The 25,631-nt window shown below is 75.4% G+C and carries 19 protein-coding genes and 1 pseudogene; 11 read left to right on the forward strand and 9 right to left on the reverse strand.

Features of this window, described 5'->3' with window-relative positions:
* The first annotated feature begins 46 nt into the window (after window positions 1-46).
* From IEY96_RS11880 to IEY96_RS11900, 5 genes and pseudogenes are all read left to right on the forward strand, one after another.
* The gene (locus IEY96_RS11880; protein ID WP_189194884.1) at window positions 47-1,495 is read left to right on the forward strand and encodes a DHA2 family efflux MFS transporter permease subunit; all 1,449 of its coding nucleotides are present in this window, start codon (window positions 47-49) and stop codon (window positions 1,493-1,495) included.
* 83 nt (window positions 1,496-1,578) lie between these two features.
* Window positions 1,579-2,472 (forward strand): annotated as a pseudogene (locus IEY96_RS33135) (ABC transporter ATP-binding protein).
* Between the two features lie 31 nt (window positions 2,473-2,503).
* Window positions 2,504-3,310, forward strand: coding sequence for an ABC transporter permease (locus tag IEY96_RS11890; protein WP_189194885.1), 807 nt, complete (start codon window positions 2,504-2,506; stop codon window positions 3,308-3,310).
* A 21-nt stretch (window positions 3,311-3,331) separates the two neighbouring features.
* On the forward strand, window positions 3,332-4,486 hold the full coding sequence (locus IEY96_RS11895; RefSeq protein ID WP_189194886.1) for a sensor histidine kinase: 1,155 nt from the start codon (window positions 3,332-3,334) through the stop codon (window positions 4,484-4,486).
* Window positions 4,483-5,106, forward strand: coding sequence for a response regulator transcription factor (locus tag IEY96_RS11900; protein WP_189194887.1), 624 nt, complete (start codon window positions 4,483-4,485; stop codon window positions 5,104-5,106). The genes IEY96_RS11895 and IEY96_RS11900 overlap by 4 nt, the downstream gene beginning before the upstream one ends.
* 6 nt (window positions 5,107-5,112) lie before the next feature.
* On the opposite strand, the gene IEY96_RS11905 is transcribed toward IEY96_RS11900, so the two are convergent.
* Window positions 5,113-6,027 (reverse strand): L,D-transpeptidase, encoded by a 915-nt coding sequence (locus IEY96_RS11905; protein ID WP_189194888.1) that lies wholly within the window; start codon window positions 6,025-6,027, stop codon window positions 5,113-5,115.
* A gap of 102 nt (window positions 6,028-6,129) precedes the next feature.
* A complete protein-coding gene (locus IEY96_RS11910; RefSeq protein ID WP_189194889.1) occupies window positions 6,130-7,575 on the reverse strand; it encodes an alpha-amylase in 1,446 nt (481 codons plus the stop codon).
* Between the two features lie 246 nt (window positions 7,576-7,821).
* Between IEY96_RS11910 and IEY96_RS11915 the strand changes: the two genes are divergently transcribed.
* From IEY96_RS11915 to IEY96_RS11930, 4 genes are read left to right on the forward strand one after another with little or no spacing between them, the layout of a single operon-like run.
* Entirely contained in the window at window positions 7,822-9,441 is a 1,620-nt protein-coding gene (locus IEY96_RS11915) for a hypothetical protein (RefSeq protein ID WP_229791551.1), read from the forward strand.
* Window positions 9,438-10,904, forward strand: coding sequence for an NADH-quinone oxidoreductase subunit NuoF family protein (locus tag IEY96_RS11920; RefSeq protein ID WP_229791552.1), 1,467 nt, complete (start codon window positions 9,438-9,440; stop codon window positions 10,902-10,904). The genes IEY96_RS11915 and IEY96_RS11920 overlap by 4 nt, the downstream gene beginning before the upstream one ends.
* 21 nt (window positions 10,905-10,925) lie before the next feature.
* The gene (locus IEY96_RS11925; protein ID WP_189194891.1) at window positions 10,926-11,513 is read left to right on the forward strand and encodes a TlpA family protein disulfide reductase; all 588 of its coding nucleotides are present in this window, start codon (window positions 10,926-10,928) and stop codon (window positions 11,511-11,513) included.
* Window positions 11,510-12,388, forward strand: a complete 879-nt coding sequence (locus IEY96_RS11930; RefSeq protein WP_189194892.1) for a cytochrome c biogenesis CcdA family protein — start codon at window positions 11,510-11,512, stop codon at window positions 12,386-12,388. The genes IEY96_RS11925 and IEY96_RS11930 overlap by 4 nt, the downstream gene beginning before the upstream one ends.
* Here the strand turns inward: IEY96_RS11930 and serS are convergent.
* The 5 genes from serS to IEY96_RS11955 form a co-directional block, all read right to left on the reverse strand.
* Window positions 12,372-13,658 carry a serine--tRNA ligase gene (gene serS / locus IEY96_RS11935; RefSeq protein ID WP_189194893.1) on the reverse strand — a complete coding sequence of 429 codons (1,287 nt, stop codon included), beginning with the start codon at window positions 13,656-13,658 and terminating at the stop codon, window positions 12,372-12,374. The genes IEY96_RS11930 and serS overlap by 17 nt on opposite strands.
* Window positions 13,659-14,101: 443 nt before the next feature.
* Window positions 14,102-15,175 (reverse strand): DNA polymerase III subunit beta family protein, encoded by a 1,074-nt coding sequence (locus IEY96_RS11940; RefSeq protein ID WP_189195255.1) that lies wholly within the window; start codon window positions 15,173-15,175, stop codon window positions 14,102-14,104.
* 47 nt (window positions 15,176-15,222) lie between these two features.
* Entirely contained in the window at window positions 15,223-16,398 is a 1,176-nt protein-coding gene (locus IEY96_RS11945) for a saccharopine dehydrogenase family protein (RefSeq protein ID WP_189194894.1), read from the reverse strand.
* A gap of 31 nt (window positions 16,399-16,429) precedes the next feature.
* Complete coding sequence (locus IEY96_RS11950) at window positions 16,430-17,578, reverse strand: zinc-binding dehydrogenase (protein ID WP_189194895.1); 1,149 nt, start codon at window positions 17,576-17,578, stop codon at window positions 16,430-16,432.
* Window positions 17,575-18,012 (reverse strand): hypothetical protein, encoded by a 438-nt coding sequence (locus IEY96_RS11955; RefSeq protein ID WP_189194896.1) that lies wholly within the window; start codon window positions 18,010-18,012, stop codon window positions 17,575-17,577. The genes IEY96_RS11950 and IEY96_RS11955 overlap by 4 nt, the downstream gene beginning before the upstream one ends.
* A 165-nt stretch (window positions 18,013-18,177) precedes the next feature.
* Between IEY96_RS11955 and IEY96_RS11960 the strand changes: the two genes are divergently transcribed.
* A complete protein-coding gene (locus IEY96_RS11960; protein ID WP_189194897.1) occupies window positions 18,178-21,255 on the forward strand; it encodes a helix-turn-helix transcriptional regulator in 3,078 nt (1,025 codons plus the stop codon).
* Between the two features lie 12 nt (window positions 21,256-21,267).
* On the opposite strand, the gene IEY96_RS11965 is transcribed toward IEY96_RS11960, so the two are convergent.
* A complete protein-coding gene (locus IEY96_RS11965) occupies window positions 21,268-21,819 on the reverse strand; it encodes a DsbA family protein (RefSeq protein WP_189194898.1) in 552 nt (183 codons plus the stop codon).
* Between the two features lie 59 nt (window positions 21,820-21,878).
* Window positions 21,879-22,556, reverse strand: a complete 678-nt coding sequence (locus IEY96_RS11970) for a BON domain-containing protein (protein WP_189194899.1) — start codon at window positions 22,554-22,556, stop codon at window positions 21,879-21,881.
* A 314-nt stretch (window positions 22,557-22,870) separates the two neighbouring features.
* Here IEY96_RS11970 and IEY96_RS11975 point away from each other — a divergent pair, with 314 nt between their 5' ends.
* Window positions 22,871-25,585, forward strand: coding sequence for a cellulose binding domain-containing protein (locus tag IEY96_RS11975; RefSeq protein WP_189194900.1), 2,715 nt, complete (start codon window positions 22,871-22,873; stop codon window positions 25,583-25,585).
* The last annotated feature ends 46 nt before the right edge of the window (window positions 25,586-25,631 follow it).

Consider the following 25,631-nt stretch of genomic DNA (forward strand, 5'->3'; position numbering starts at 1 on the left):
AACAGTGTTCGTCAACGAACAGTGTTCGCTTCCGATCGGGGGACCCATGACCACCGAACTCACCGCGCCGCACCCCGCGGCGCCGGCCGTCGCGGGCCACCGCTGGCGCTGGATCGCCCTCGCGGTGATCCTCACCGCCGAGGTGATGGACCTGCTCGACGTGCTGGTCACCAACCTCGCCGGCCCCGCGATCCGGGCCGACCTCGGCGGCTCGCCCACCGTCATCCAGTGGATCGGCGCCGGCTACACCCTCGCCATGGCCGTCGGCCTGGTCACCGGCGGCCGCCTCGGCGACCTGTACGGCCGGCGCCGGATGTTCCTGATCGGGGTGCTCGGCTTCACCGCCGCCTCGGCGGCCTGCGCGCTCGCCGGCAGCCCCGGCACGCTGATCGCCGCCCGGGTGGCGCAGGGCCTGCTCGGCGCGCTGCTCCTCCCGCAGGGACTCGGCCTGATCAAGGAGATGTTCCCGCCGGAGCAGCTCGCCGCCGCCTTCGGCGCGTTCGGCCCGGTGATGGGGATCTCCGCCGTCGGCGGGCCGATCCTGGCCGGCTGGCTGGTCGACGCCGACCTGGCCGGCACCGGCTGGCGCGCCATCTTCCTGATCAACGTGCCGCTCGGCCTGCTCGCAGCGCTGGGTGCGGCCCGCTTTCTGCCGGCCTCCCGCCCCGGCCACGCCACCCGGCTCGACCTGCCCGGCGTCGCGCTCCTCTCGGTCGCCGTGTTCCTGCTGGTCCACCCGCTGGTCCAGGGCCGCGAGCTGGGCTGGCCCGCGTGGAGCTTCGCGATGCTCGCCGGCGCGGTCGTCGTGCTGGCCGTCTTCGCCCGCTACGAGCAGCGCCGGCAGCGGGCCGGCCGGGACCCGCTGGTGGTGCCCGCCCTGTTCCGCCGCCGCGCCTTCACCGGCGGGCTGGTCGCGGGGCTGGCCTTCTTCACCGCGCTGGCCGGCTTCTCGCTGGTCTTCAGCCTCTACCTCCAGCTCGGCCTCGGCTGGTCGCCGCTGCGCGCCGGGCTGGCCGGCGTGCCCCAGGCGCTCGGCATGGTGGCCGCCTTCGTGCTCGCCGGAGCCGGCCTGGCCCAGCGGCTCGGCCGGCGCCTCATCCACCTCGGCCTCGGGGTGGTGCTGGCCGGCGTCACCGGGATGCTGCTCACCCTCACCGTGGCCGGCGCCGACGTCACCCCGTGGCGGATGACGCCCGCGCTGCTGGCGGTCGGCTTCGGCATGGGCCTGGTCATGGCGCCGTTCTTCGACATCGTGCTCTCCGGGGTCGAGGAGGCGGAGACCGGCTCGGCGTCCGGCACGCTCACCGCCGTGCAGCAACTCGGCGGCGCGCTCGGCGTGGCGCTGCTCGGCACGGTCTTCTTCGACGGGCTCACCGACTCGGTGTCGCACGCCGTGCGGGTCACCCTCCTCGCCGAGCTGGGCCTGCTGCTGGTCACCGTCGCGGGCGCGTTCCTGCTGCCCCGCCGGGCCCGCGAAGGGGCCGGCGGCCACTGAGCGCCGACCCCTGACAAATGTCACCCCCGGAAGATGACGCCCGCTCCGGGGACCGGACCCCCGGTCCCCGGAGCATCGTTGTCATGACCGACACCCACCCTGCCGTCGAGCTCGCCGGACTCACCAAGACCTTCGGCCCGGTGACCGCCGTCGACGGGCTCGACCTCCGCATCGCCCCGGGCGAGGTGGTGGCCTTCCTCGGCCCCAACGGCGCCGGCAAGACCACCACCGTGGACATGCTGCTCGGGCTGGCCCGCCCGGACGCCGGCACCGTCCGGCTCTTCGGCGGCACGCCCGCCGACGCCGTCCGGCTCGGGCGGGTCGCCGCCGTGATGCAGACCGGCGGCCTGCTCAAGGACCTCACCGTCGCCGAGACGGTACGGATGACCGCGCACTTCTAAGGCCACACCCGGCCGGCCGCCGAGGTGCTGGAGCGGGCCGGCATCGCCGACATCGCCGACCGCCCGGTGGGCAAGTGCTCCGGCGGCCAGCAGCAGCGGCTGCGCTTCGCCCTGGCGCTGCTGCCCGACCCGGACCTCATGGTGCTCGACGAGCCGACCACCGGGATGGACGTCGAGGGGCGGCGGGACTTCTGGCAGGCCATCCGGGCCGACGCGCGCTCCGGCCGTACCGTCCTGTTCGCCACCCACTACCTCGACGAGGCCGACGCGTACGCGGACCGGATCGTGCTGGTCCGCCAGGGCCGGGTGGTCGCCGACGGCACCACCGCCGAGATCAAGAACCTGGCCGCCGGACGGGTGGTCCGGGCCACCCTGCCCGGCGCCGACCAGGCCGGGCTGGCGGCGCTGCCCGGCGTGCAGTCGGTCGAGGTGCGCGGCGACGCCGTGCTGGTCCACACCGAGGACTCCGACGCCGTCGCCCGGCACCTGCTCACCCGGACCCATGCCCGGGACCTGGAGATCACCTCGCGCAACCTCGAGGACGCCTTCCTCGCCCTGACCGCCACCGCCGCCTGACCGCCGACCGCGCCGAACCCGGAGCCCTGAGATGACCGTCACCGCCCCGTCCGCGACCACCTCCGCCCACCGAACCGGGAACCGCCGGCCCCCCGCCCTGGGCGGCTTCTCGACCGCCGTGCTCGGCATCGAGATCCGCCGGGTGCTGCGCAACCGCCGTACGCTGATCTTCATCCTGGTCATGCCGGCGGTGTTCTTCCTGCTGTTCGGCCTGCCGCAGCGCGGGCAGAACCTGGACAACGGCCTGCCGGTCACCGGCTGGATCATGATCAGCCTGGCCGTCTACGCGGCCATGGTCGCCACCACCAGCGCCGGCGCGGCCGTCGCCACCGAACGGGCGCTGGGCTGGAGCCGGCAGCTGCGGCTCACCCCGCTGCGCCCGGCCGCGTACGTGGCCACGAAAGTGGCCACCGCGATGGTGCTCGGCCTGCTCGGCGTGCTGGTCGAGTTCGCCGTCGGCGCCGCCTCCGGGGTCCGGCTGCCGGCGCACGTCTGGGTGGAGTCCGGCCTGACCGCCTGGATCGGCTCCCTCGTCTTCGCCGCCCTCGGCCTCTTCGTCGGCTACCTCGCCCCGGCTGAGAACGTCATGCAGTTCATGGGGCCGGTGCTGGCCGTCCTGGCCATGCTCGGCGGGCTGTTCGTCCCGCTCGACGTGCTGCCCCACGCGCTCCAGCAGATCGCCAAGTTCACCCCGGTCTACGGCGTCGGCCAGCTCGCCCGGGCGCCGCTGACCGGAGCCGGGCTGGACTGGGTCGCGGTCGGCAACGTGGCCGCCTGGACCGCCTTCTTCGGCCTCGGCGCGGCCCGGCTGTTCCGCCGCGACACCACCCGCGTCTGACGCGCGACCGCGGAGGCTAGCGTGTTCACCGTGGGCCTGCCGCGCGAGCCGAGCCAGCCGGTGAGCCGCCGTTGGCGGATCACCGGCTGGCTCCTGGCCGCGGTCTGGCTCTTCTTCCTCAACATCCCGCTGCTCACCGCCCTGCACCAGCCCGAGGTCTGGCGCCGGGTGCTCGGCGCGGTCACCCTGGTCGGCTTCGGCGTGTTCTACGTCTGGGTGTTCGAGTGGGCGCGCGGCCGCCGGCAGGCGCACCGGACCATCCCGCGCGGTCGGGCCTGGACGGCCTTGGCGGTGCTGCTCGGGCTCGGCCTCGCCGGCATCCCGGGCACCGAGGGGGACTGGCTCACCACGCTGGTCTTCGTCGCGGCGGCCGCGGTGTTCCTGCTGCCGTCGCGGGACGCGCTGCTGGTGGTCGCGCTGGCCGCGCTCACCCCGCCGGTCGCGGCGGCGCTGGTGCCCGGCTGGGAGGCCGAGGGCACGGTGGTCTTCGCCGTCGTGCTCGCCTCGTTCGCCATGTTCGGGGTGAGCCGGCTGGCCCAGCGCAACGCCGAGCTCCAGGCCGCCCAGAAGGAGATCGGCCGGCTGGCGGTGGCCGAGGAACGGGCCCGGACCGCGCGGGACCTGCACGACATCCTCGGGCACTCGCTGACCGTGGTGGCGGTCAAGGCCGAGCTGGCCGGGCGGCTGCTGGAGCTGGATCCGGCCAAGGCGGCCACCGAGATCGCCGACATCGAGCGGCTGGCCCGGCAGGCCCTGGCCGACGTGCGCGGCACCGTCGGGGCGTACCGCGGGGTGAACCTGGCGACGGAGTTGGCCGGCGCCCGCTCGGCGCTGGCCGCCGCGGGCATCGCCGCCGACCTGCCGGAGACGGCGCCGGCGCTGCCGGCGGAGCGGGACGAGCTGTTCGGCTGGACGGTCCGCGAGGGGGTGACCAACGTGGTCCGGCACAGCGGCGCCCGGCGCTGCGAGATCCGGGTCGACCCGACGGCCGTGGAGATCCGCGACGACGGCCGGGGGCCGGTCGGCGAGCCGGAGGCGGCCGGCCACGGCCTGGTGGGGCTCCGCGAGCGGGCCCGGCGGTTGGACGCCACGGTCACCGTCGCTCGCGCACGCGGCGGGCGCGGCTTCCTGCTCCGGGTGACGCTGGCCGACCCGGGACGGGAGGCGACGAGATGACCGAGCCGATCAGGCTGCTGCTCGCCGACGACCAGGCACTCGTCCGGGGCGCGCTCGCCGCGCTGCTGTCGATGGAGCCGGACCTGACCGTGGTGGCCGAGGTGGGACGGGGCGACGAGGTGGTGCCGGCGGCGCTGCGGACCCGACCCGACGTGGCCCTGCTCGACGTGGAGATGCCCGGCCTGGACGGGGTCGCGGCGGCCGCGGCCCTGCGGGCCGCGCTGCCCGGCTGCCGGGTGCTCGTGGTGACCACCTTCGGCCGTCCCGGCTACCTGCGCCGGGCCATGGAGGCCGGCGCCAACGGCTTCGTGGTCAAGGACACCCCGGCCCGGCAGCTCGCCGACGCGGTCCGCCGGGTGCACGCGGGGCTGCGGGTGGTCGACCCGACGCTCGCCGCGGAGACGCTGGCCACCGGGTCGAGCCCGCTCACCGAACGGGAGACCGAGGTGCTGCGCACGGCCCGGTCCGGCGGCACGGTCGCCGAGCTGGCCGCGACGCTGCACCTCTCCGAGGGGACGGTGCGCAACCACCTCTCCGCGGCGATCGGCAAGACCGGAGCCCGCAACCGGGCCGACGCGGTCCGGGTGGCCGAGGAGAACGGCTGGCTGCTCGGCGACTGAGCCGGCTCAGGCGGTGGCCGGCGGGGCGGGAAGCTGGTCCACCACCACGACCGCGGTGCCGGGACGCAGCGCGGCGAGAAGCTGCCGCTGGCCGCTGCGGGTGAGCCGGATGCAGCCGTTGGTGACGTTCTTGCCGAGCGTGTCGTCGGTGTACCAGCTGTGCAGTCCGATGTGCGCGCCGCGCAGTCCGGTCGGCACCGCGTCCGGGTCGTCGGGGATCGCACCGAGGGCGAAGATGTCCACCCCGCCGTAGACGTCCTGCGGGGGCGGGGTGCGACCCAGGACGAAGGTGCGGCCGAGCGGGGTGGACTGGCCGGGCATGCCGAGGCTGACCTCCCAGGAGCGCACCGCGCGGCCGTCCCGGAACCAGGTGAGCCGGTGCGGGCGGCGTTCCACCACGATCTGGTCGGGCAGCGCCACCGTGCTCCAGCCGCCGGCCGGCAGCCAGGCGATCCGGCGGTTGGCCGAGGGGAGCAGGACCGCGGTCCAGCCGACCCGCCGCTCGACGATCGGCACGGTCAGCTCGACGCCGCTGATGGTGGGGGCGAGGAAAGCCAGCGGGCGGCCGCCCGGCGCGTCGTACGCGGCCACGGTCCGGGTCGGTGTCAGCCCCTCGGCCAGCGGGCGGGTGTCGGCCGGGCCCGGGTCGGCGGGAAACCCGCCGGGCGCCGGGTCGTAGGTGACCACCGGCAGGTCGTCCGGGGCGGGGGCGGCGGCCGGCACGGACTCCTCGGGGGACGGGCTCGGCTCGTCGGGGGCGGGCGGGATCGCCGCGGTGGGTGCGGCGGCGACCGGCGCCGGGGCCGGACCGGCGGTCAGGGCCCGTCCGACCAGCAGCGCGGCCGCCAGCAGCACCGGTACGCCGACCGCGGCGAGCAGCCAGCCCAGCGCCCAGCGCGAGAACAATCGGTCAAACAGCACGATCTGTACTGTAATCGGGCAGGAGGCCCCCCGCGCCGCGAAACGGCGGTGCGGGGGGCCTCCTGGTTCGGTGGGGGCGGCCGGATCGCGCCGCCGGAGTCGTCAGGACAGCTTCGCGCCGATGTGGATGGCGATGGCGTCGTGCGCGTTGACGGTCGCGGCGAACCAGCCGCTCGCGTCCACGGTGATCACCGGGCCGCTGCACGAGCCGTTGCTGAAGTCGCCGTGGATGACGTCGCAGTAGCGGCCGGCGGGCAGGCCGGTGTAGTAGGACCGGCCGGTGACGGCGAAGTCCTCGTCGTTGAGGGTGAGGTAGCCCTTGCCGGCCCGGCTGAACGCGATGTGCTGCCAGCCGTTGTCGTACCAGTTGGCGACGCCGGCGCCCTGGGTGGCGTTGGCGAAGCCCACCATGTTGGCGATCACCCGCCAGCGGTGCTCGCACTCCCAGCCGGAGTAGCAGGTGGTGTTCGACGTCTTGTTGCTGGCGTCCGAGGGCGGGCCCTGGTCCTTGTTGCTGAACGTGTAGCTCGACATCACCGCCGGGGTGCCGTACGGCCAGGCGAGCATGAAGGCGTTCGCGAGGGCGTACTCACCGCGGTCGCGGTAGGTCAGCACGCCGCCGTCGCGCTGGGTGTCGTGGTTGTCGGTGAAGACCACCGCCGAGCCGCCCGGCAGGTAGCCCCAGGACTCGCCGAAGTTCTTCAGGTACGCCAGCCGCTCGCTGTTGAACATCCGGGCCAGGTCCTTGCCGTACCGGAACTCGTGCACGTCGCCGTTGCCGGTGTACTCGGTCGGCTGGATCGGCTCGCCGGCGCCGTAGATGACCTCCTGCACGAGGTACGCCGACCGGGACAGCTTGCCCTTGATGGCGGCGATGTCGGCGGCCGGCATGTGCTTGCTGGCGTCCAGTCGGAAGCCGTCGACGCCGAGCGAGAGCAGGTCGTTGAGGTACGTGGCGAGCCGGGTGCGCACGTAGTCCGACTCGGTCTTCAGGTCGGCGAGGTTGACCAACTCGCAGTTCTGCACCTCGTACCGGTCGCCGTAGTTGACGATGTCGTTGTTGCCGTTGCGGCCGCAGTAGTGGAAGTCCTGCGAGCCGTAGGTGCCCGGGTAGTCGTAGTGGCCGTAGGTGCTGCCGGCCCAGCCGGTGCCGCCGTTGTCCTGGCCGGACATGTGGTTGACCACGGCGTCGACGATCACCTTCACGCCGGCGTTGTGGCAGGTGTTCACCATCGCCTGGAACTGGGCGCGGGTGCCCTTGCGGGACTCGATCCGGTAGCTGACCGGTTGGTAGGCGACCCACCACTGGTTGCCCTTGACGTGCTCCTGCGGCGGGCTCACCTGGACGTAGCCGTAGCCCTTCGGGCCGAGCACGGTGGTGCACTCGTTGGCCACCGAGGTCCAGTTCCATTCGAAGAGCTGGACGATGACCTTCTTGCTGCCGGGGGTGGAGGCGGCGGCCGGGGGAGCCGCCACGGTGGTCGGGACGAGCAGGCTGGCGGCCAGGCCCAGGGCGAGGGCCGCCGAACGGCATCGACGTCGATGCATCGGGACTCCTGAGGGGGTGCGGCGCGGGGGAAGGATCAGTGCCGACTTCTTGCAAGTCGGACTGAAATTTTCGGCAAGGTTACAAGCGTGTTGCAAGACCTGTCAACGCATGGACATACGTCGTTGCGAAATGCGCTACACGCGCTCCGGTGCCGAACGGTTCGACGGACCGGCCGAGAAATTCCCCACCGGAGGTGATCCGCCCGTGCCGTCCGTCCGTACTGGAGGAGGGAGCAGGGTCGGCCGGTGGGGCGCCGCCGCGAGACGATCGAGGAGCAGATGGCCCGGGCAGAGCAGAACGAGAAGGCGACGACCGTCCGGACCACCACCAGCAGCCGTGGTGCCCGGACGATGTCGAGGTCCGCGATGGTGGCGCTCGCCGTGTCCGCGCTCGGCGTCGCGTGGGCCGGCCTGGAGCTGGCCGGCGCCGGCGCCGTCATGTACTCGTACGGATTCTTCTTCACCGAGTTCTTCGCCGGGGTGGTCGCCCTGGTCTCGCTCAGTCTCACCGTGATGTTGGGGCTGCTCGCCACCGACCGGCTGGTGCTGCTCATCCGGCACCGGGTGCTGCTCCAGTCGGCGCACCGGGCCACCGGCGTCCTCGGCGTGGCCGGGCTGGTCTTCCACGTGATCACCAAGATCTCGACCGGCCGGGCCGCGCCGACCGACGCGGTGGTGCCGTTCCTCGGCGGCCGGGGCCTCTACGTCGGGCTGGGCACCGTGGCCGCGCTGCTGATGGTCGGCGTGTTCTGGACCGGCATCGTCCGGGTCCGGTTCGCCGGCGTCGGTCCGAAGTGGTTCTGGCGGGCGCTGCACTCCATGGCGTACGTCTCCTGGCCGTTCGCGCTGCTGCACGGGCTCAACGCCGGCCGGGCCGCGAAGACCTGGGTGGTGCTGAGCTACCTGGCCTGCGTGCTGCTGGTGGTGGTGGCGCTGCTGGTCCGGCTCTCCGTCCACCTCGGCAAGCGCAGCCGGGAGCAGCACCAGGCCGCCGCGCTGAACAAGGCGATGGCCGGCAAGGGAGAGGAGCGGACCGGCCTGCTCGCCGGGCTGACCCGGCGCCGGGCCACCGCCAAGGAGGAGAGCCGCTCCGGCCGGGGCCGCGAGGGCGGCTGGGCCGAGGCCACCGCCACCTGGACTGCCCCGGCCGGCACCGCCCGGCGCCGCGACCCCGAGCGGTTCGCCGTACCCGTGGTGCCGGAACCCGGGACGCTGCGCGAGCCGGTCCGCGCGGCGGCCACCCGGCGGCGCGACGAGCGGGTGGCCCGGCGCGCCGAGCGCGAGCGGGTGGCCCGCGGCGAGGAGCGCGTGCCCACGGCCCGGCGCCGCGACGACGAGCGCCCCGCCCGCCGCTACCGGGACGAGGAGGAGCGGAGCCCCCGGCGGTCCCGCGTCGACGCCGACGCCGCCGCCCGCTACTCGGCCCCGCCGGAGAGCGGCGGCCGCCACTCGGCCCCGCCGGACACCGGTTCCCGCTACTCCACGCCGCCGGACGCCGTCGCCCGCTACTCGGCTCCGCCCCGCCGGGACCAGCCGGAGGAGCCCTGGGACAGCCCGCGCCGCTGGGAGAGCCAGCCGGTCTCCGGCGAGCCGATCTCGGCCGGACCGATCTCGTCGGCGCCCCGCAGCGGCAGCGGCCGGCACAGCATCGAGGAGGACGTGCCGGAGGAGCCGGACTACTGGCGCCCGCCGGCCCGCTACGCCGCCGACGACGCCTTCGTCGACGACACCCCGACCCTTGTCGACCTCGCCTCCCGGCGGGCCCTGCGGGCCTCCGGCGAGGGCCGGTCGAGCCGGCGTAAGCGGGCCAACGCGGACGCGGTGGACGGGGCGTACTGGGCCGGGCTGCGGGGTGAGGCCAAGTGATGCGGACGACCGTGCCACCGGTGGCCTGCGTCGGCGAGCCCCGGCTCACCGCCGGCTTCGCCGAGTTCGGCCGGCTCGACCTGCTGGCCCACGAGGAGGTGCACGGACCCATCGGGCCGGTGGAACCGGCCGCCCTGCTCCGGCTCGCCGAGGCGATCGACCTCAAGGGCAAGGGCGGGGCCGGCTTCCCGTTCGCCCGCAAGCTGCGCGCCGTGCTGGAGTCCTGCGAGCGGCAGGATCTGGCGGCCGTGGTGGTGGTCAACGCCACCGAGGGGGAGCCGGCGAGCTGGAAGGACAAGGTGCTGCTCACCCGGGCCCCGCATCTCATCCTGGACGGCGCCGCGCTGGCCGCGTACGCGTTGGACGCCGAGGAGATCGTGATCGGGGTGGCCGACGACGACGTGGGCCGGCCCTCGCTCACCGAGGCGTTGCAGGAGCGGCGGATGCCGGTGCCGACCACCATCGTCACCGTGCCGCACCGGTTCATCTCCGGCGAGGGCGGCGCCCTGGTCAACGGGATCAACGGGCTGCCGCACATCCCGCCGGGGACCAAGAAGCGGTCCAGCGACTCCGGGGTGAACGGCCTGCCCACCCTGCTCTCCAACGCCGAGACGTACGCCCAGCTCGCGGTCGCCGCCCGGATCGGCCCGTACGAGTACGCGGCGCTCGGCACCGACGACGAGCCGGGCACCGTGCTGCTCACCGTCACGGGGGCGGCCAAGCGGCCGGCCGTGGTCGAATGCGCGGCCGGCACCCCGCTGCGCGAGATCCTGGAGCTCTGCGAGGTGCCCGACGGGCCGGGCATCCTCATGGGCGGCTACCACGGCAAGTGGATCACCCCGGAGGCGGCGGAGCGGGCCGAGGTCTCCCGCAAGGGGCTCGCCGCGGTCGGCGGCACGCTCGGCGCCGGCATCATCCTCCCGCTGAGCCGGGACACGTGCCCGCTCGGCGAGGCCGCCCAGGTGGTCCGCTACCTGGCCGGCGAGTCCGCCGGGCAGTGCGGCCCCTGCAAGATGGGCCTGCCCGACCTGGCCCGCGCCGTTGACCTCGCGGTCTCGGGCAGCGCCCCGATCGAGGTGGTCCGCGCCGCGGCCGGCGACGTGAAGGGGCGTGGCGCGTGCAGCCACCCCGACGGCACCGCCCGGTTCGCGCTGTCCGCCATGGAGGTGTTCGCCGAGGACCTGCGGCTGCACGCCACCGGCGAGGGCTGCGGCAAGCGGGTCAAGGGCCTGATGGGGCTGCCCGGCGCGCCCGACGGCAACCCGCAGAAGCTCACCCTCGACTGGTCCCGCTGCGACGGGCACGGGCTCTGCGCCCACGTGGTGCCGGACTTCATCCGGCTCGACGGCAACGGTTACCCCGCCTTCCCTCCCACCCCGGTGCCGACCTGGCTGCGGCAGGGCGCGCTCAAGGCGGTCAAGGTCTGTCCCGAACTCGCGCTCCGGCTGGTCAAGGCCGAGTAGCCGAACCCCGAGGAGACGCGGATGCCCCCACGTACCGCCCGCCGGCTCGCCACCGCCGCCGTGCTGGCCGCCACGCTGCCCGGCGCGGCGTCCTGCGCGGTCGGCGCCGAGCGGGCCACCCCGGTCGGCGTGGTGGCCGCCGCGTCGCCAGCCGCCCCGTCCGGGTCCGCGTCGCCGGCCGCTCCGGTGGTCCCGGCCCGGGTGCCGGAGACGCTGTCGTTCACCGCGAAGACCCTGGACGGTACGGCGTTCTCCGCCGCCGCCCTGGCCGGCAGGCCGGTGGTGCTCTGGTTCTGGGCGCCCTGGTGCGCCACCTGCGCCAGCCAGGCGTGGACGGTCGCCGAGATCGCCCCGAAGTACCGGGACACCGTGTCGATCGTCGGCGTCGCCGGCCTGGGCGAACAGAAGGCCATGAAGGAGTTCGTCACCGAGTTCGACCTGGCCGGCACCCCGCAGCTCGACGACCGGTCCGGGACGCTGTGGCGCCGGTTCGAGGTGGTCGAGCAGAGCACCTTCGTGATCGTGGACCGGGACGGCCGGGTGGTCCACCAGGGCTTCCTGGACGGGGAGTCGCTGACCCGCCAGGTCGACGCGCTGGCCCGGGGATGACCGGCGGGCTCCTGCTCGCGCTGACCGCGGGCATGCTCGCCGCGGTCAACCCGTGCGGCTTCGCCATGCTGCCCGCGTACCTGTCGCTGCTGGTCGCCGGCCCCGCCGACGGTCGCGGCGCGGTCGGGCGCGCGCTCACCGCCACGGCCGGCCTGACTCTCGGGTACGCGCTGGTCTTCGGCGCCTTCGGGCTGGCCGTCGCGCCGCTGGCCGACTGGCTGCGCCCCCGGCTGCCCTGGCTGACCGTGACCCTCGGCGTGCTGCTGGCGCTGGCCGGCTGCTGGCTGCTCGCCGGCCGGCGGCTGCCCACCCCGCGCCCGTTCGCCCGGGCGCCCCGGCTCACCCACACCTGGCCGTCCATGGCCCTGTTCGGGGTGGCGTACGCGCTGACCTCGCTGACCTGCTCCATCGCGCCGTTCCTGGCGATCGTGGTGACCAGCCTGCGGGCCGGCTCGACCCTGCGCGGGCTGGCGCTCTTCGGCGCGTACGCGATCGGGATGGGTCTGGTGGTCGGGGTGGCCGCCCTCGGCGTGGCGTTGCTGCGCGGCCGGGTGGTGGCCCGGCTGCGCGGCGCCGGCGCGTGGGTGCCCCGGCTGAGCGGCCTGGTGCTGCTGGTCGCCGGCGGCTACGTCGCCTGGTACGGCTGGTACGAGGTCCGCCTCGCCCAGGGGCGCCACGACGCCTTCGGCGACCCGGTCGTGCGGGCCGCCGCCCGCGTGCAGCAGGCCCTGGTCCGCGCGGTGGACACGGCCGGCCCCGCGCTGCTCGCGGCCGCCCTGGTGCTGTTGCTGGCGGCCGGCCTGCTCTGGAGACGACGGCGGGGGCCGGACGAGCCGACCCCCGCCGCGCGTCAGGCGGTCAGCGGACCGGGGTGAGCCGGTCGGTGCCGAGCTTGTCGCGGAGCACCTCGGGCACCACGACCGAGCCGTCGGGCTGCTGGAACTGCTCCAGGATGGCCGGGAAGAGGCGGCTGGTGGCCAGCGCCGACCCGTTGAGGGTGTGCACGAAGCGGGTCTGCTTGCCGCCCGGCTCCCGGTAGCGGATGGCCGCCCGCCGGGCCTGGTAGTCGCCGCCCCAGGAGACCGACGACACCTCCTTGTACTTGCCGGTGCTCGGCATCCAGACCTCGACGTCGAGGGTCTTCTTCATGGCGGCGCTGGAGTCGCCCGCCGCGAGCAGGCTGGTCTGGAAGTGCAGGCCCAGCTTCTCGACCAGGCCCTCGACGTGGCCGACCATGGCCTCCAGCGCGGCCCCCGCCTGCTCGGGCAGGGTGAACTGGAAGATCTCCACCTTGTTGAACTGGTGGCCGCGCACGGTGCCGCGCTCGTCGGAGTGCGAGCCGGCCGCCTCGCGCCGGTAGCAGGGGGTGTAGGCGAACGCCTTCAGCGGCAGCTTCGCGGTCTCCAGGATCTCGTCCTGGAACGCGCCGAGGATCGCCGTCTCCGCGGTGGGCAGCAGGAACTGGCCGCGCGGGGCGGACTGCTTGTCCAGGTGGTAGACGTCGTCGTAGAACTTGGGGAACTGGCCGGCCGCGAAGCCGGCGCTGTCCAGCAGCAGGTGCGGCGGGAGCAGGAACTCGTAGCCGGCCTGGATGTTCTGCTCGATCAGCCAGTTGACCAGTGCCCACTCCAGCCGGGCGCCCAGGCCGGTGTACATCCAGAAGCCGGAGCCGCCCAGCTTGACCCCGCGCTCGTGGTCGACGAGACCGAGCGCCTTGCTCAGCTCCACGTGGTCGCGGATCTTCTCGACGGCCGGTGGCTCGCCGAAGGTCCGCACCACCCGGTTGGCCTCCTTGCCACCGGCGACCACGTCGTCGGCGGGCAGGTTGGGCAGCTCGCTCATGGTGGTGCGCAGCCGGGACTGCACCTCGTCCAGCTGGGACTCCAGCTCGGCGAGCTGCTTGCGCTCGGCCTCCGGCGCGACCGGCTCCGGCGTGACGCCGGACCGCTTCGCCTCCGCGTACGCCCGCGCCTCGGCCTTGCGGCGCTGCCGCTCGGCGTCGATCTCCATGATCAGGGCGCGACGTTCCTGGTCGAGCCGCTGGATCTCGTCCAGCGCCCGGTTGGCCTCGGCGGGATCCAGACGCTTCGCCAGCGCGGTCGCCACCGCCTCGCGATCCTTCCGGATCAACTCCATGTCGAGCATGCTGCTCCGTACGCCTCCGTCCAGGCAGTCAGGTGGGACCACCAGATGCTACCGTCGCGGCCCCTTCCGCCCGCCCCGGCCCGTGGAGGCGGTCGCCGGATCGGTGGTCCGTACCCCGCCGGCGGTCACCTTCGGTGACCAGCGCGTGGCGGGCGGCGCGGTGTGACGGTGGGTGACGGGCGTCGGGGTGCCCGAGCGCGCCACGTCCGCCCGCAGTGGAGGCGCACGCAGTTGAGCTGCGCTTTCTTTCCCCACCCTTCGCGACCCCCGGTACCATCCAGCACCCGCTTTGCTCTGCAGCCACGGACGCAGCGGTCGCGGTGCGTGCCCGCTGCGCCGATGGCTGCAGAGCAAAGGCGGTCGTGGGATGGTGGGCGGTTGGGCCGCGCGGTCGCTCAGGGTGACGGCCTGGGGCCGGCCGGCCGGGCGGGCGGGGGTGCCGGTCAGAGGCGGACCGGCATGAGGATGGAGAAGACGTCCTCGTCGTCGGGGCGGCGCACGGCCAGCGGGGCGATCGGCCCGTCCAGCTCCAGCACGAGCTGGCCCCCGCCGCCGGCGTCCAGGGCGTCGAGCAGGTACTCCCGGTTCACGCCCACCCGCAGGCCGTCCGGCGCGTCGGGGCCGAGCACGCACAGGCCGCCCCGGTCGTCCAGGCCGAGCACGACCACCTCGTGGTCGACCCCCGCGTACTCCCGGAGCAGCACCGGAGCGCCCTCCGCGGTGAGCGCGCGCCGCAGCGCCCCCGCGTCGACCGGGATCCGGTGGATGGGCGCGCCGCCGACCTGCCCGTGCAGGAGGCGGCGGTAGTCCGGGAAGTCGTACGGCAGCGCGGCGGCGGTCACGGGCCGGCCGGCCACCGAGACCTCGACCCGGTCCGGGGCCACGGTGAGGTGCGCGTCCGGCGTGATCCCGGCGCCGGTGTCGAGCAGGGCGCGCACCGCATCCACCGCGTCCGCCGGGAGCAGCGCGCGCACGGGCGAGCCGTCGACCCTCCCGCCGACCCGGGCCACGGCCAGCCGGTGCCGGTCGGTGGCGACCAGCCGGACGCCGTCCGGCTCGACCTCCAGCAGCACCGCGGAGAGCACCGGCAGTTCCGGGTCGGTGCCGACGGCGAAACGGACGGCGTCCACGGCGGCGGCCAGGTCGGCGCGGCGCAGCACGAGTCGGGTGGTGGTCATGGGGGTCTCCTCCGGATCGATCAGGGCGCGGATCCGGGAGAGCTCACGGCGGGCGTCGGCGAGGCCGTCCTCCAGGCGGCGCAGGTGCGCGTCCAGCAGCCGGTGCACCGCCGCCGGCCGGTGCCGGTGCCGCAGCGCCTCGGCGATCCCGGCCAGCGGCATGCCCACCCGGCGCAGCCCGGCGACGAGGCGGGCCGGAGCCACCTGGTCGTCGGTGTACCAGCGGTAGCCGGTCGCCGGGTCCACCAGCGCCGGCACCAGCACGCCGGAGCGGTCGTAGAACCGCAGCGCGCTCACCGTCAGCCCGCTGGCCCGGGCCAACTCGCCGATGCTGCGCAGTTCGCTCTCCACGACGCCGGATCCTGTGCCCTCAACCCGGTCGAGGGTCAAGCGTCCAGCACCCGGAACGTGATCCCGGCCCGGACCAGCCGGTCCAGCAGGGCGTCGCCCATCGCGGTCACCGGCGTCACCTGCCCGGCGGTCGCCGGCAGGTCGTCGAAGGCCAGGCAGAGCGCGGACTCGGCGAGCATCTTGGCGGTCTCGTCGTAGCCGGGGTCCCCGCCGGCCACCTCGGTGCGTACGGTCCGGCCGCCGCCCGTGCCGACGAACCGCACCCGGAACCACGACTTCGCCCGCTGGGCGGCGCTCGGGCCCTGGCCGGAGGAGAGCCGGCCGAGCAGCCAGCGCCGGGTGGGCGGCAGCTTCACCAGCCCGACCACGCCGGCCAGGCCCACCCCGGCGGCCAGCACGGTGGGCAGCCGCTTCACCGCGGCGAAGTGGCGGTAGCGGAAGTCCGGGCCGTACTCCGGGCGGGCCGCCGCCGACCGGCGGACCACCTGCGGGTCGATGGTGGGCAGCGGCACCGCCCACAGCCCGAATTCCCTGACCCGGCCGACCCGGCCGGGCACCGCCCGGACCCGGCGGCCCTCCGGCCGCGGCTCGACCGCCTTGCGCGCCTTCGCGGCCCGGCTCATCTCGCCGGTGCGGGAGAAGGCGGTGAGCGCCGAGTGGTACGTGCCGGCGGAGAACCGGCCGCCGGCCCGGACGTAACCGTCCACGGTGACCGGCCCGTCGGTGGGCAGCTGCTTGACGGTGAACCAGGCGCCCAGGTCGTGCGGGATGGAGTCGAAGCCGCAGGCGTGCACCAGCCGCGCCCCGGTGCGCACGGCCTCGGCGTGGTGCCGCACGTACATGAGGTCGACGAACTCAGGCTCGCCGGTGATGTCGACGTAGTCCGTGCCGGCGGCGGCGCAGGCCGCGACCAGCGGTTCGCCGTGGTGGATGTACGGGCCGACGGTGCTGGCGACCACCCGGGCGCTCTCCGCCACGGCGCGCAGCGACGCCGGGTCGGTGACGTCGGCGGTGAGCAGCGGCAGCCCGGCCAGGTCCGGGTCGATGGCGGCCAGCCGGTCCCGCACCCCGGCCAGCTTGCCCGGGTTGCGGCCGGCCAGCGCCCAGCGCAGCCCGTCCGGGGCGTGCCGGGCCAGGTATTCGGCGGTCAGGCCGCCGGTGAACCCGGTGGCGCCGAAAAGGACGAGGTCGTACGGGCGGTCGTCGCGCATCCGCCGAGTGTGCCACCCCCGGCCGCCGCGATCACGGGGAGAAGACCGCCCGGACGCAACCGTCGGCCCGGTCCCGGAACAGCGCGTAACCCTCCGCGCCCCGCTCCAGCGGCAGCCGGTGGGTGGCCAGGTGCTCGGTACGCAGCTCGTCGCGGGCCATCCGCTCCAGCAGCATCGGGATCCAGCGCTGCCCGTGCTGCCGGCCGCCGCGCACGGTCAGCCCCTTGTCCAGCACCGCGCCCAGCGGGAAGGTGTCCACGAACCCGGTCCCGGTGCCGAGCAGCACCACGGTGCCGCCCTTGCGGCAGGAGTGCACCGCCTCGCGCAGCGCCGGCGATCCGTCCGCGCGCCGGCCGGGCCGGCCGGCGAACAGCCCCGGCGAGGCCGCCGGGCCGACCGCCTCCACGCACACGTCCGGGCCCCGGCCGCCGCTGCGCTCCCGCAGTTCGGCGGGGACGTCCAGGTACCGGTAGTTGAGCGGTTCCGCGCCGACGTGCCGCTCGACCATGCGCAGCCGCTCGTCGTGCTCGTCGACCACGATCACCCGGTCCGCCCCGCGCAGCCGGGCCGCCGCCGCGGTGAGCTGGCCGACCGCCCCCGCACCCCAGACCGCCACCACGTCGCCGGGGGACACCTCGCCCAGCTCGGCGCCCATCCAGCCGGTCGGGGCGGCGTCCGAGGCGAAGACCGCCCGGTCGTCGCTGACCCCGTCGGGCACGGTGAACGCGCCGACGTCGGCGTACGGCACGCGGACGAACTCGGCGTGGCTGCCGGCGAAGCCGCCGAGCAGGGCCGGCCGCCCGTAGCAGCCGCCGGTGGGCTGCCCCCACTCCGGCTCTGCCCCGGCCGTGCCGGTCGTCCCGTTGTCGCAGCAGGCGAAGAGGCCCTGCCGGCAGAACCAGCAGGCCCCGCAGGCGATGCCCGCGCAGACCACCACGCGGTCGGCGACCCGGTGCCGGCGTACCTCCGGCCCGACCTCGACCACGTCGCCGAGGAACTCGTGCCCGAGCACGTCCCCGGCGGCCAGGTGGGGGACCCGCCCGGCCAGCAACGGCAGGTCGGCGCCGCAGGTCACGCTCCGGCGGACCCGGACGATCATGTCCTGGGCGTTGCGCAGCTCCGGGTCGGGGACCTGCCGGACCGCCAGCGTGTCGGCGCCCTCCCAGCACAGCGCCCTCATCCGGCCGTCCCCGGCCGGTCCAGCCGCGAGCGGTCCGCCCGCAGCACCTCCCCGGTCTCCACGAGCTGCTTCGCCTCCCGCAGCGCCTGCCGCAGGAACCGGCCGGGATCGTCGCCGACCAGGTGGGCGGCGAGGCCCGGCAGCGTCGGCTCGCCGCTGAGCGGGCGGGCCGCCAGTTCGGTGCCGCGGCCGCCGGGGGCCGGGCGGGCCGACAGTTCGACCGCGCCGTCGAGCCGGCGCAGCGGTTCGGGCCAGCGCCCGGGCGGCAGCACCTCCTCGGGTCGCCCGGCCACCGTCACCACCTGCCAGCGTCCGGGCCGCGGGTCGGGCGCGGCCGTGGGCGGCCGGTGCCGGTGCCGGCGTACGAGGGCCAGCGCCCCGCCCGCCAGCACCAGGGCGAGCCCACCGCTGGCCAGCCGTCCCATCCGTGCCACCTGCCCCTCCCGTCGTCGGGGGTCGCCGGGCGGCCGGCTCCGCACGGCCGGCCGCCCGCGTGCCTCCAGGGTGCGGCCGGGCGGGGTGAGCGGGGTTCGCCCCGAAGGGGTGAACCGGCCCGGGCCGGGTAACCGCTGCCCGCACCGACCCGGGGGAGGGGCCGCATGCCGGAGGAGGCTGACCGCACCGAGGTCACCGCGCCGACCGACTTCACCACGGCGACCGACATCACCACGGCGACCCACGTCGCCGGCACGCCGCAGCCCGGCCCCGGCACGCCGCAGCCCGGACCGGCGGTCGTCAGCACGCCGGAGCCCGGCCCGGACGTCGCCAGCACGCCGGTTCCCGGTCCGGGTGGCGCCGGTGCGGCGGCTGCCGGCGCGGCGCCGGGCGGGGGCGGGTCGGCGGGCGGTCTCGGGGTGGTCGGCCCGCCGCTGCTGGCGTCCCGGCTCTCGCCGGCCGCGCTGCCCGAGCCGGTGCTGGTCCGGCCCCGGCTGCTGGACCGGCTCGACCGGGGCACCGCCGGGCCGGTCACCCTGGTGCTCGCGCCCGCCGGTTGGGGCAAGACCACCCTGCTCGCCGGCTGGGCCCGGGCCGTGCGGGCCGAGCCGCCGCCGGCCTGGGTGACGGTGGAGGCGGGGGACACCGGGGAGCGGCTCTGGGCCTACCTGGCGGCGGCGCTGCGGGCGGCCGCCGAGGGGGTGCCGGGCGAGGGGCCGCAGCCGCCGGTGCCGGACGGCCCGCCCCGACCGGACCAGCTCGAACTGCTCGCCGCGGCGCTCGCTGCCCGGGAGCGCCCGGTGCTGCTGGTCCTGGACGACCTGCACCGCGTGACCGACCCGGCCGCGCTGGCCGGGCTGGAGTTCCTGCTCCGGCACACCGAGGGGCGGCTGCGGGTGGTGGCCGGCGCGCGGACCGACCCGCCGCTGGCCCTGCACCGGTGGCGGCTGGCCGGCGAGCTGACCGAGATCGGCCCGGCGGAGCTGGCGTTCACCCCCGACGAGGTCGCCGACCTGCTGGTCGCGCACGGGGTGCCGCTGCCGGCCGCGGCGGTGCCGCGGCTGGCCGACCGGACCGGGGGCTGGCCCGCCGGCCTGCGCTTCGCCGCGCTGGCGCTGCGCGCCCAGGCGGATCCGGCCCGGGCGGTCGACCGGTTCACCGGCGACCAGCCGGATGTCGCCGGGTACCTGCGTGACGAGGTGCTCGCGCCGCTGGACCCGGCCGCCCGGGACGTGCTGCGCCGCAGCGCTGTGGCCGCCGCGGTCTGCGCCGACCTGGCCGACGCGGTGACCGGGCGGGCGGACGCCGGTCAGGTGCTGGCCGACCTGGCCCGGGAGGGCGGCTTCGTCCAGCGGGACGGGAGCAGCCCGCCCTGGTACCGGTGCCAGCCGCTGCTGGCCGACCTGCTCCGCGACGAGCTGGACCGGCTCCCCGCCGACGAGCTGGGCGAGCTGCACCGGCGGGCCGCCGGCTGGTACGCGGACCACGACCGGCCGGCCGAGGCGCTGCGGCACGCGCTGGCCGGGGGTGAGTGGGACACCGCCACCGAGCTGCTGATCGCCCGCTGGCCCGAGCTGGCGCCGTACGAGCGGGACCGCCCCGCCGCCCCGGCCCCACCCGAGCCGCCTGCCGAGGCGCTGCGCCGGGATCCCGAGCTGGCGCTGGCCGGCGCGGCCGAACGGGCGTACGCCGGGGACGCCGAGGCCGCCGCCGGACAGTTGCGGCGGGCCGTCGAGCACGCCCGCGACCTGCCCGCACCGCGTCGGGACCGGTTCCGGCGGCTGGCCGTCGCGGTCGAGCTGACCCTGGCCCGGCTCGCCGGGGACCACGACGAGGTGCGCCGGGCCGCCGGGCGGCTGCTCGCCACCGGCACGCCGGCCGGCCCGGTCGACGACCCGCGGGCCGGGGCGGGGGAGGACGCCGACGTGCGGGCGGTCGCCGGCACCGCGCTCGGGCTGGTGGCGCTGGCCGAGGGGGAGCTGCCCGAGGCCGCCGCGCGCTTCGCCGAGGCGCTGGCGGCGGCGCGACGGGCGGGCCGGACGCGTACCGAGCTGGTCTGCGCCAGCCGGTCGGCGCTGCTGGACGCGGCGCACGGCGCGCTGCGGGCCGCCGAACGCCACGCCCGGGAGGCGCTGGCCCTGCCGTCCTGCGAGGGCTGGTCGTCCCGTCTGGACTGCGGGTACGCGTACCTGGCGCTGGCACTGGTGGCCTGGGACCGCGACGAGCCGGCGGAGGCCGCGGCGAACCTGACTCTGGCTGGGCCGGCGACCGCGGAGCCGGGTGCGGCGGCGTTGGCCGCGCTCTGCCGGGCCGGGCTGCTGGCGGCCGGTGGAGAGCCGGCGGCGGCGCTGCGCGCCCTCGTGGCGGCCCGGGAGACGGCGCCCGGCCCGGAGCTGGGCGCCTGGCTGGCCGCCGACGAGGCCCAGCTACGCGCCGCCGTCGGGGACGTGGAGAGCGCCCGGGCCCTGCTCACCGACGCGGGGGCCGGTGCGACAGAGGCCGCGACCACAGCCGATCCGTCGCGCGCGACGGAGGCCGTGGCCGGAGCCGATCCGTCACGCGCGACGGAGGCCGTAGACGCAGTCGATCCGTCGCGCGCGGCGGGCGCGGGGCCGGCCGGCCCGGAGCAGGGCGGGGCGGGCGGCGGCGGACAGGCCGCCCTCGACGTGGCACTGGCCCGGGTGCGGCTGCGGTCCGGTGACCCGCGCGCGGCCGGGCGGGCGCTGCCCGACTGGACCGGCCCGGACGCTGCGGCCTGGCCGCTGTCCGTGCGGCTCGCCGCCGGGCTGCTCGACGCGGTGCTCGCCGGCGCGGCCGGTGACGGCCGCCGGGCCGGGCGGACCCTGGAGCAGGTGCTGGACCTGGCCGAGCCGGAGGGCTTCCGGCGGGTCTTCACCCGCGCCGAGCCGGCGGTCCGCGACCTGCTCGCCGCGCACCTGGACTCCGGCACCGCACACTGGCCGACGGTGAGCGACCTGGTCCGCGGGGCGGACGAGCGCCGGGCCGACGAGCCGCCCGAGCACCCGGCCGGACCGGAGCGGACCCTGGACGAGCCGCTGACCGAGCGGGAGCTGACCATCCTGCGCTACCTGCAGAGCATCCTGTCCAACGTGGAGATCGCCAGCGAACTGTCGCTGTCGGTCAACACGGTGAAGACCCACGTGCGCAACATCTACCGCAAGCTCGACGCGACCCGCCGGCGGGAGGCCGTCCGGCGGGCGCGCGAGCTCCGGCTGATCTGACCGGGCCCGGGGTCAGGCGTTCGCGGCGGCGTCCACGGCGGCCAGCAGGTCGGCCAGGTCGTAGCCGCCGTCGTGGCGGACCTCGTTGACGAAGAGCGTCGGGGTCCCGTCGACCCCGCTGCGGATGCCGCCCACGAAGTCCTGCCGGACCCGGTCGGCGTGGGCCTGCCGCCCCACCTCCGCGCCGACCTCGTCGGGAGGCAGCCCGAGCTGTTCGACGCCGAGCGACAGGTGCACCGGGTCGAGTTGGTCCTGGTGCTCGAAGAGCCAGTCGTGCATCTCCCAGAACCGCCCCCGCCGCCCGGCCGCCTCGGCGGCCTCGGCCGCGCTCTCCGCGTACGGGTGGACGTTGGCGATGGGGAAGTGCCGGTAGACCAGCCGGACGGTGTCGACGCGCTGGCGCAGCACCTCGGCCAGGTTGGCGTACGCGGCGCCGCAGAACCGGCACTGGAAGTCGCCGTACTCGACGAGGGTGACCGGCGCGTCCGCCGGCCCGCGGACGTGGTCCGTCGCGGTCACCGGGATCCGCAGCCGGGCGGTGGTCACCTGTAGTGGCGTGGTCATGATTCCCACCCTCGCGCGTGACCGGGTGAGCCGGGATCACCCCGCCCGGGTGGTCCGGCTCACCGCCCCACGGTCACGTGGTTGTGCACCTCCCGGATGCCGGGCGCGTTCCACACCACCCGCTCGATCTCCGCGCGCTCCGGCGCCGAGTGGACCAGCCCTTCCAGCAGCACGGTGTCGCCGTGCACCCGGACGCTGATCCCCTCCGCCTCGGTGGCGCCGTTGCGGGCCAGCGCGTCCACGATCCGCTCGGCCAGGTCGTGCCCGTCTGCGCGAGCGGTCGGCCGCACGGTGATGCTGTTGCTCACCCCACGTACGCCGGTGAGCCGGGCGACGGAGCGTTCGGCGGCCCGACGCTGGTACTCCCACTCGACCTCGCCGTGCAGGGTGACCCAGCCGTCGGCGACGGTCACGTCGAGCGCCTCGATCGGCACGAACGCGTCCCACTCCAGCGCTCGGCTGGCCGCGGTGGCGATCTCCGGGTCGCTCTTCTCGGCCGAGGTGGCGATCCGGACGGCGACGTCGTTGGCGACCGCCCGGACGCGGGGCACCCGGTGGGCGGCCCGCTCGGCGGCCCACTTCTTGGCGTAGCTGTCCACCCAGCCGCTCAGCGTCACCACGCCCTCGGTGACGGTCACCCCGATCTCGTTGGGGCGTACCCGCGGCTCCCAGGTCAGTTCGTCGAGGACGGCGGTCTGGATCTCCTGATCGGTGCGGGTGGTCGTCGCGGTGGCCATGCTTGGCTCCCTCCGGGGTCGGGTTCGCGGTTCGCCGGGCTCCGCCGCCGGCACGGAGTCCCGCAACCCCGATCCTGCGCGCACCCCGGGTGACCTGCCCTCACCCCATCCGGGTGGACGGAGTTGCTTGGGAGCGCTTCCAAATGCCGGGGCGCAGTGGTTAGGGTGAATGTCCCTCGGCTGCGGGAGCCAGCACGCCGACGGGGAGCCCGGGCAGCTCCCCCAGATCCCTCGACGTCGTCAGGGCACGGTCGTCCGCCGACCGCCACGCGTCGCTCCCGTCTCACCACCGGGCAACCGAGAGGAACCGCCCCATGCGTAGAAGTCTCGCCAGCGTGGCCGCCGCGGCGCTGGCCGCCACCGCGGCGGCCGTTGTCGTGCAGTTCGCCGCCGCGCCCGCCACCCCGGCCGCCGCCGCCTCGGCCGAGCCGTACAGCTGGAAGAACGTCCGGATCGACGGCGGCGGCTTCGTCCCCGGCATCATCTTCAACCAGACCGAGAAGAACCTGATCTACGCGCGCACCGACATCGGCGGGGCGTACCGCTGGGAGCAGTCGACCCAGTCGTGGACGCCGCTGCTGGACTGGGTGGGCGCCGACCGGTGGGGCTGGAACGGGGTGGTCAGCCTCGCCACCGACCCGGTGCAGACCAACCGGGTGTACGCCGCGGTCGGCATGTACACCAACGACTGGGACCCGAACAACGGGGCGATCCTGCGCTCCACCGACAAGGGCGCCACCTGGCAGGCCACCGCGCTGCCGTTCAAGAACGGCGGCAACATGCCCGGCCGCGGCATGGGCGAGCGCCTCGCCGTGGACCCGAACCGGAACAGCATCGTCTACTACGGCGCCGAGGGCGGCAACGGACTGTGGCGCAGCACCGACTACGGGGTGACCTGGGCCAGGGTGGCCACCTTCCCCAACGTCGGCAACTACCGGGCCGACCCGAACGACAGCTCCGGCTACCAGAGCCAGAACCAGGGCCTGACCTGGGTGAGCTTCGACAAGAGCACGGGTACGCCCGGCGCCGTCACGCAGACCGTCTACGCGGGCGTGGCCGACAAGCAGAACCCGGTGTACCGGAGCACCGACGGCGGCGCCACCTGGGAGCGGATCCCCGGCCAGCCCACCGGTTACCTGGCCCACAAGGGCGTGGTCGACCCGGTCGGCGGCTACCTCTACATCGCCACCAGCGACACCGGCGGCCCGTACGACGGCGGCAAGGGCGACGTGTGGAAGTTCAACCGGGCCACCGGCGCGTGGACGCAGATCAGCCCGGTCCCGTCGAGCAGCGCCGACGCCTACTTCGGCTACTCCGGGCTGACCATCGACCGGCAGCGCCCGAACACCCTGATGGTCGCCACCCAGGTCTCCTGGTGGCCGGACGCCATCTTCTGGCGCAGCACCGACGGGGGCGCCACCTGGACCCGGATCTGGGACTTCGCCGGTTACCCGAGCCGCACGAAGAGATACACCATGGACATCTCCTCGGTGCACTGGCTGACCTTCGGCACCAATCCCGCACCCCCGGAGGAGAGCCCGAAGCTGGGCTGGATGAACGAGTCGCTGGAAATCGACCCGTTCGACAGCAACCGGATGATGTACGGCACCGGCGCGACCATCTACGGCACGACCGAGCTGACGAAGTGGGACACCGGCGGCCAGTTCACCGTCAAGCCGATGGTCAAGGGGCTGGAGGAGACCGCAGTGCTCGACCTGGTCAGCCCGCCCTCGGGCGCGCCGCTGGTCAGCGCGCTCGGCGACATCGGCGGCTTCCGCCACACCGATCTGACCGCGGTGCCGCCCATGATGTTCACCCAGCCGACCTTCACGAGCACCACCAGCCTCGACTACGCCGAGGCCAAGCCGGCGGTGATGGTCCGGGCCGGCAACTTCACCGACGCGGACCGCCCCAACGACAGCCACGTCGCGTTCTCCACCGACGGCGGGGCGAACTGGTTCCAGGGCAGCGAGCCGTCCGGGATCAACAGCGGCGGCACGGTTGCCGCCTCCGCCGACGGCGGCCAGTTCGTCTGGGCGCCGGGCGACGCCGGCCAGCCGGTGGTCCGCTCGGTCGGCTTCGGCACCTCGTGGACCGCCGCGACCGGCATCCCGGCCAACGCGGTCGTCGAGTCCGACCGGGTCAACCCGAACAAGTTCTACGGCGTCAGCGGCGGGCGGTTCCACGTGAGCACCAACGGCGGCGCGAGCTTCACCGCCACCGCGGCCAGTGGCCTGCCCACCACCGGGGTCAAGGTCAAGGCCCTGCCCGGCCGCGAGGGTGACGTCTGGCTGGCCGGTGAGGGCGGGCTGTGGCACTCGACCGACTCCGGCGTCAGCTTCACCAAGCTGGCCGGTGTCACCTCGACGGTCAACGTGGGCTTCGGCAAGGCCGCGCCCGGGCAGACGTACCCCGCGCTGTTCACGGTCGGCACCGTCGACGGCAGGCACGGCGTCTACCGCTCGGACGACGCCGGCGCGGCGTGGGTGCGGATCAACGACGACCAGCACCAGTACGGCAACGCGGGCGAGGCGCTCACCGGCGACCCGCGGGTCTACGGCCGGGTCTACCTGGGCACCAACGGCCGGGGCATCCTGGTGGCCGACCGGCTCGGCGGCACGCCCAGCCCGACGCCCACCTCGGCCAGCCCGTCCCCGACCTCGCCCAGCCCGTCCCCGACCTCGCCCAGCCCGTCGCCCACGTCCCCGAGCCCGTCGCCGACCGGCAGCGGCTGCGCCGCCACCTACGCGGTGACGAACTCCTGGCCGGGCGGCTTCCAGGGCGAGGTGACGGTGCGCAACTCCGGCACCGCCCCGATCGCCGCGTGGACCGTGGCCTGGACCTTCCCGGACGGCCAGAAGATCACCCAGCTCTGGAACGGGTCGTACACCCAGACCGGGTCGGCCGTGACGGTCAGGGACGCCGGCTGGAACGGCAACCTGGGCGTCGGAGGGGTCGCCACGGCCGGCTTCACCGGCACGTACACCGGCGGCAACCGCGCGCCGACGGTCTCCTGCACCGCCCGCTGACCGCACCCCACACACGACGGTGGCCGTCCCCGACGCCGGGGGCGGC

This window comes from Micromonospora fulviviridis (assembly GCF_014648395.1).
Classification (GTDB): domain Bacteria; phylum Actinomycetota; class Actinomycetes; order Mycobacteriales; family Micromonosporaceae; genus Micromonospora; species Micromonospora fulviviridis.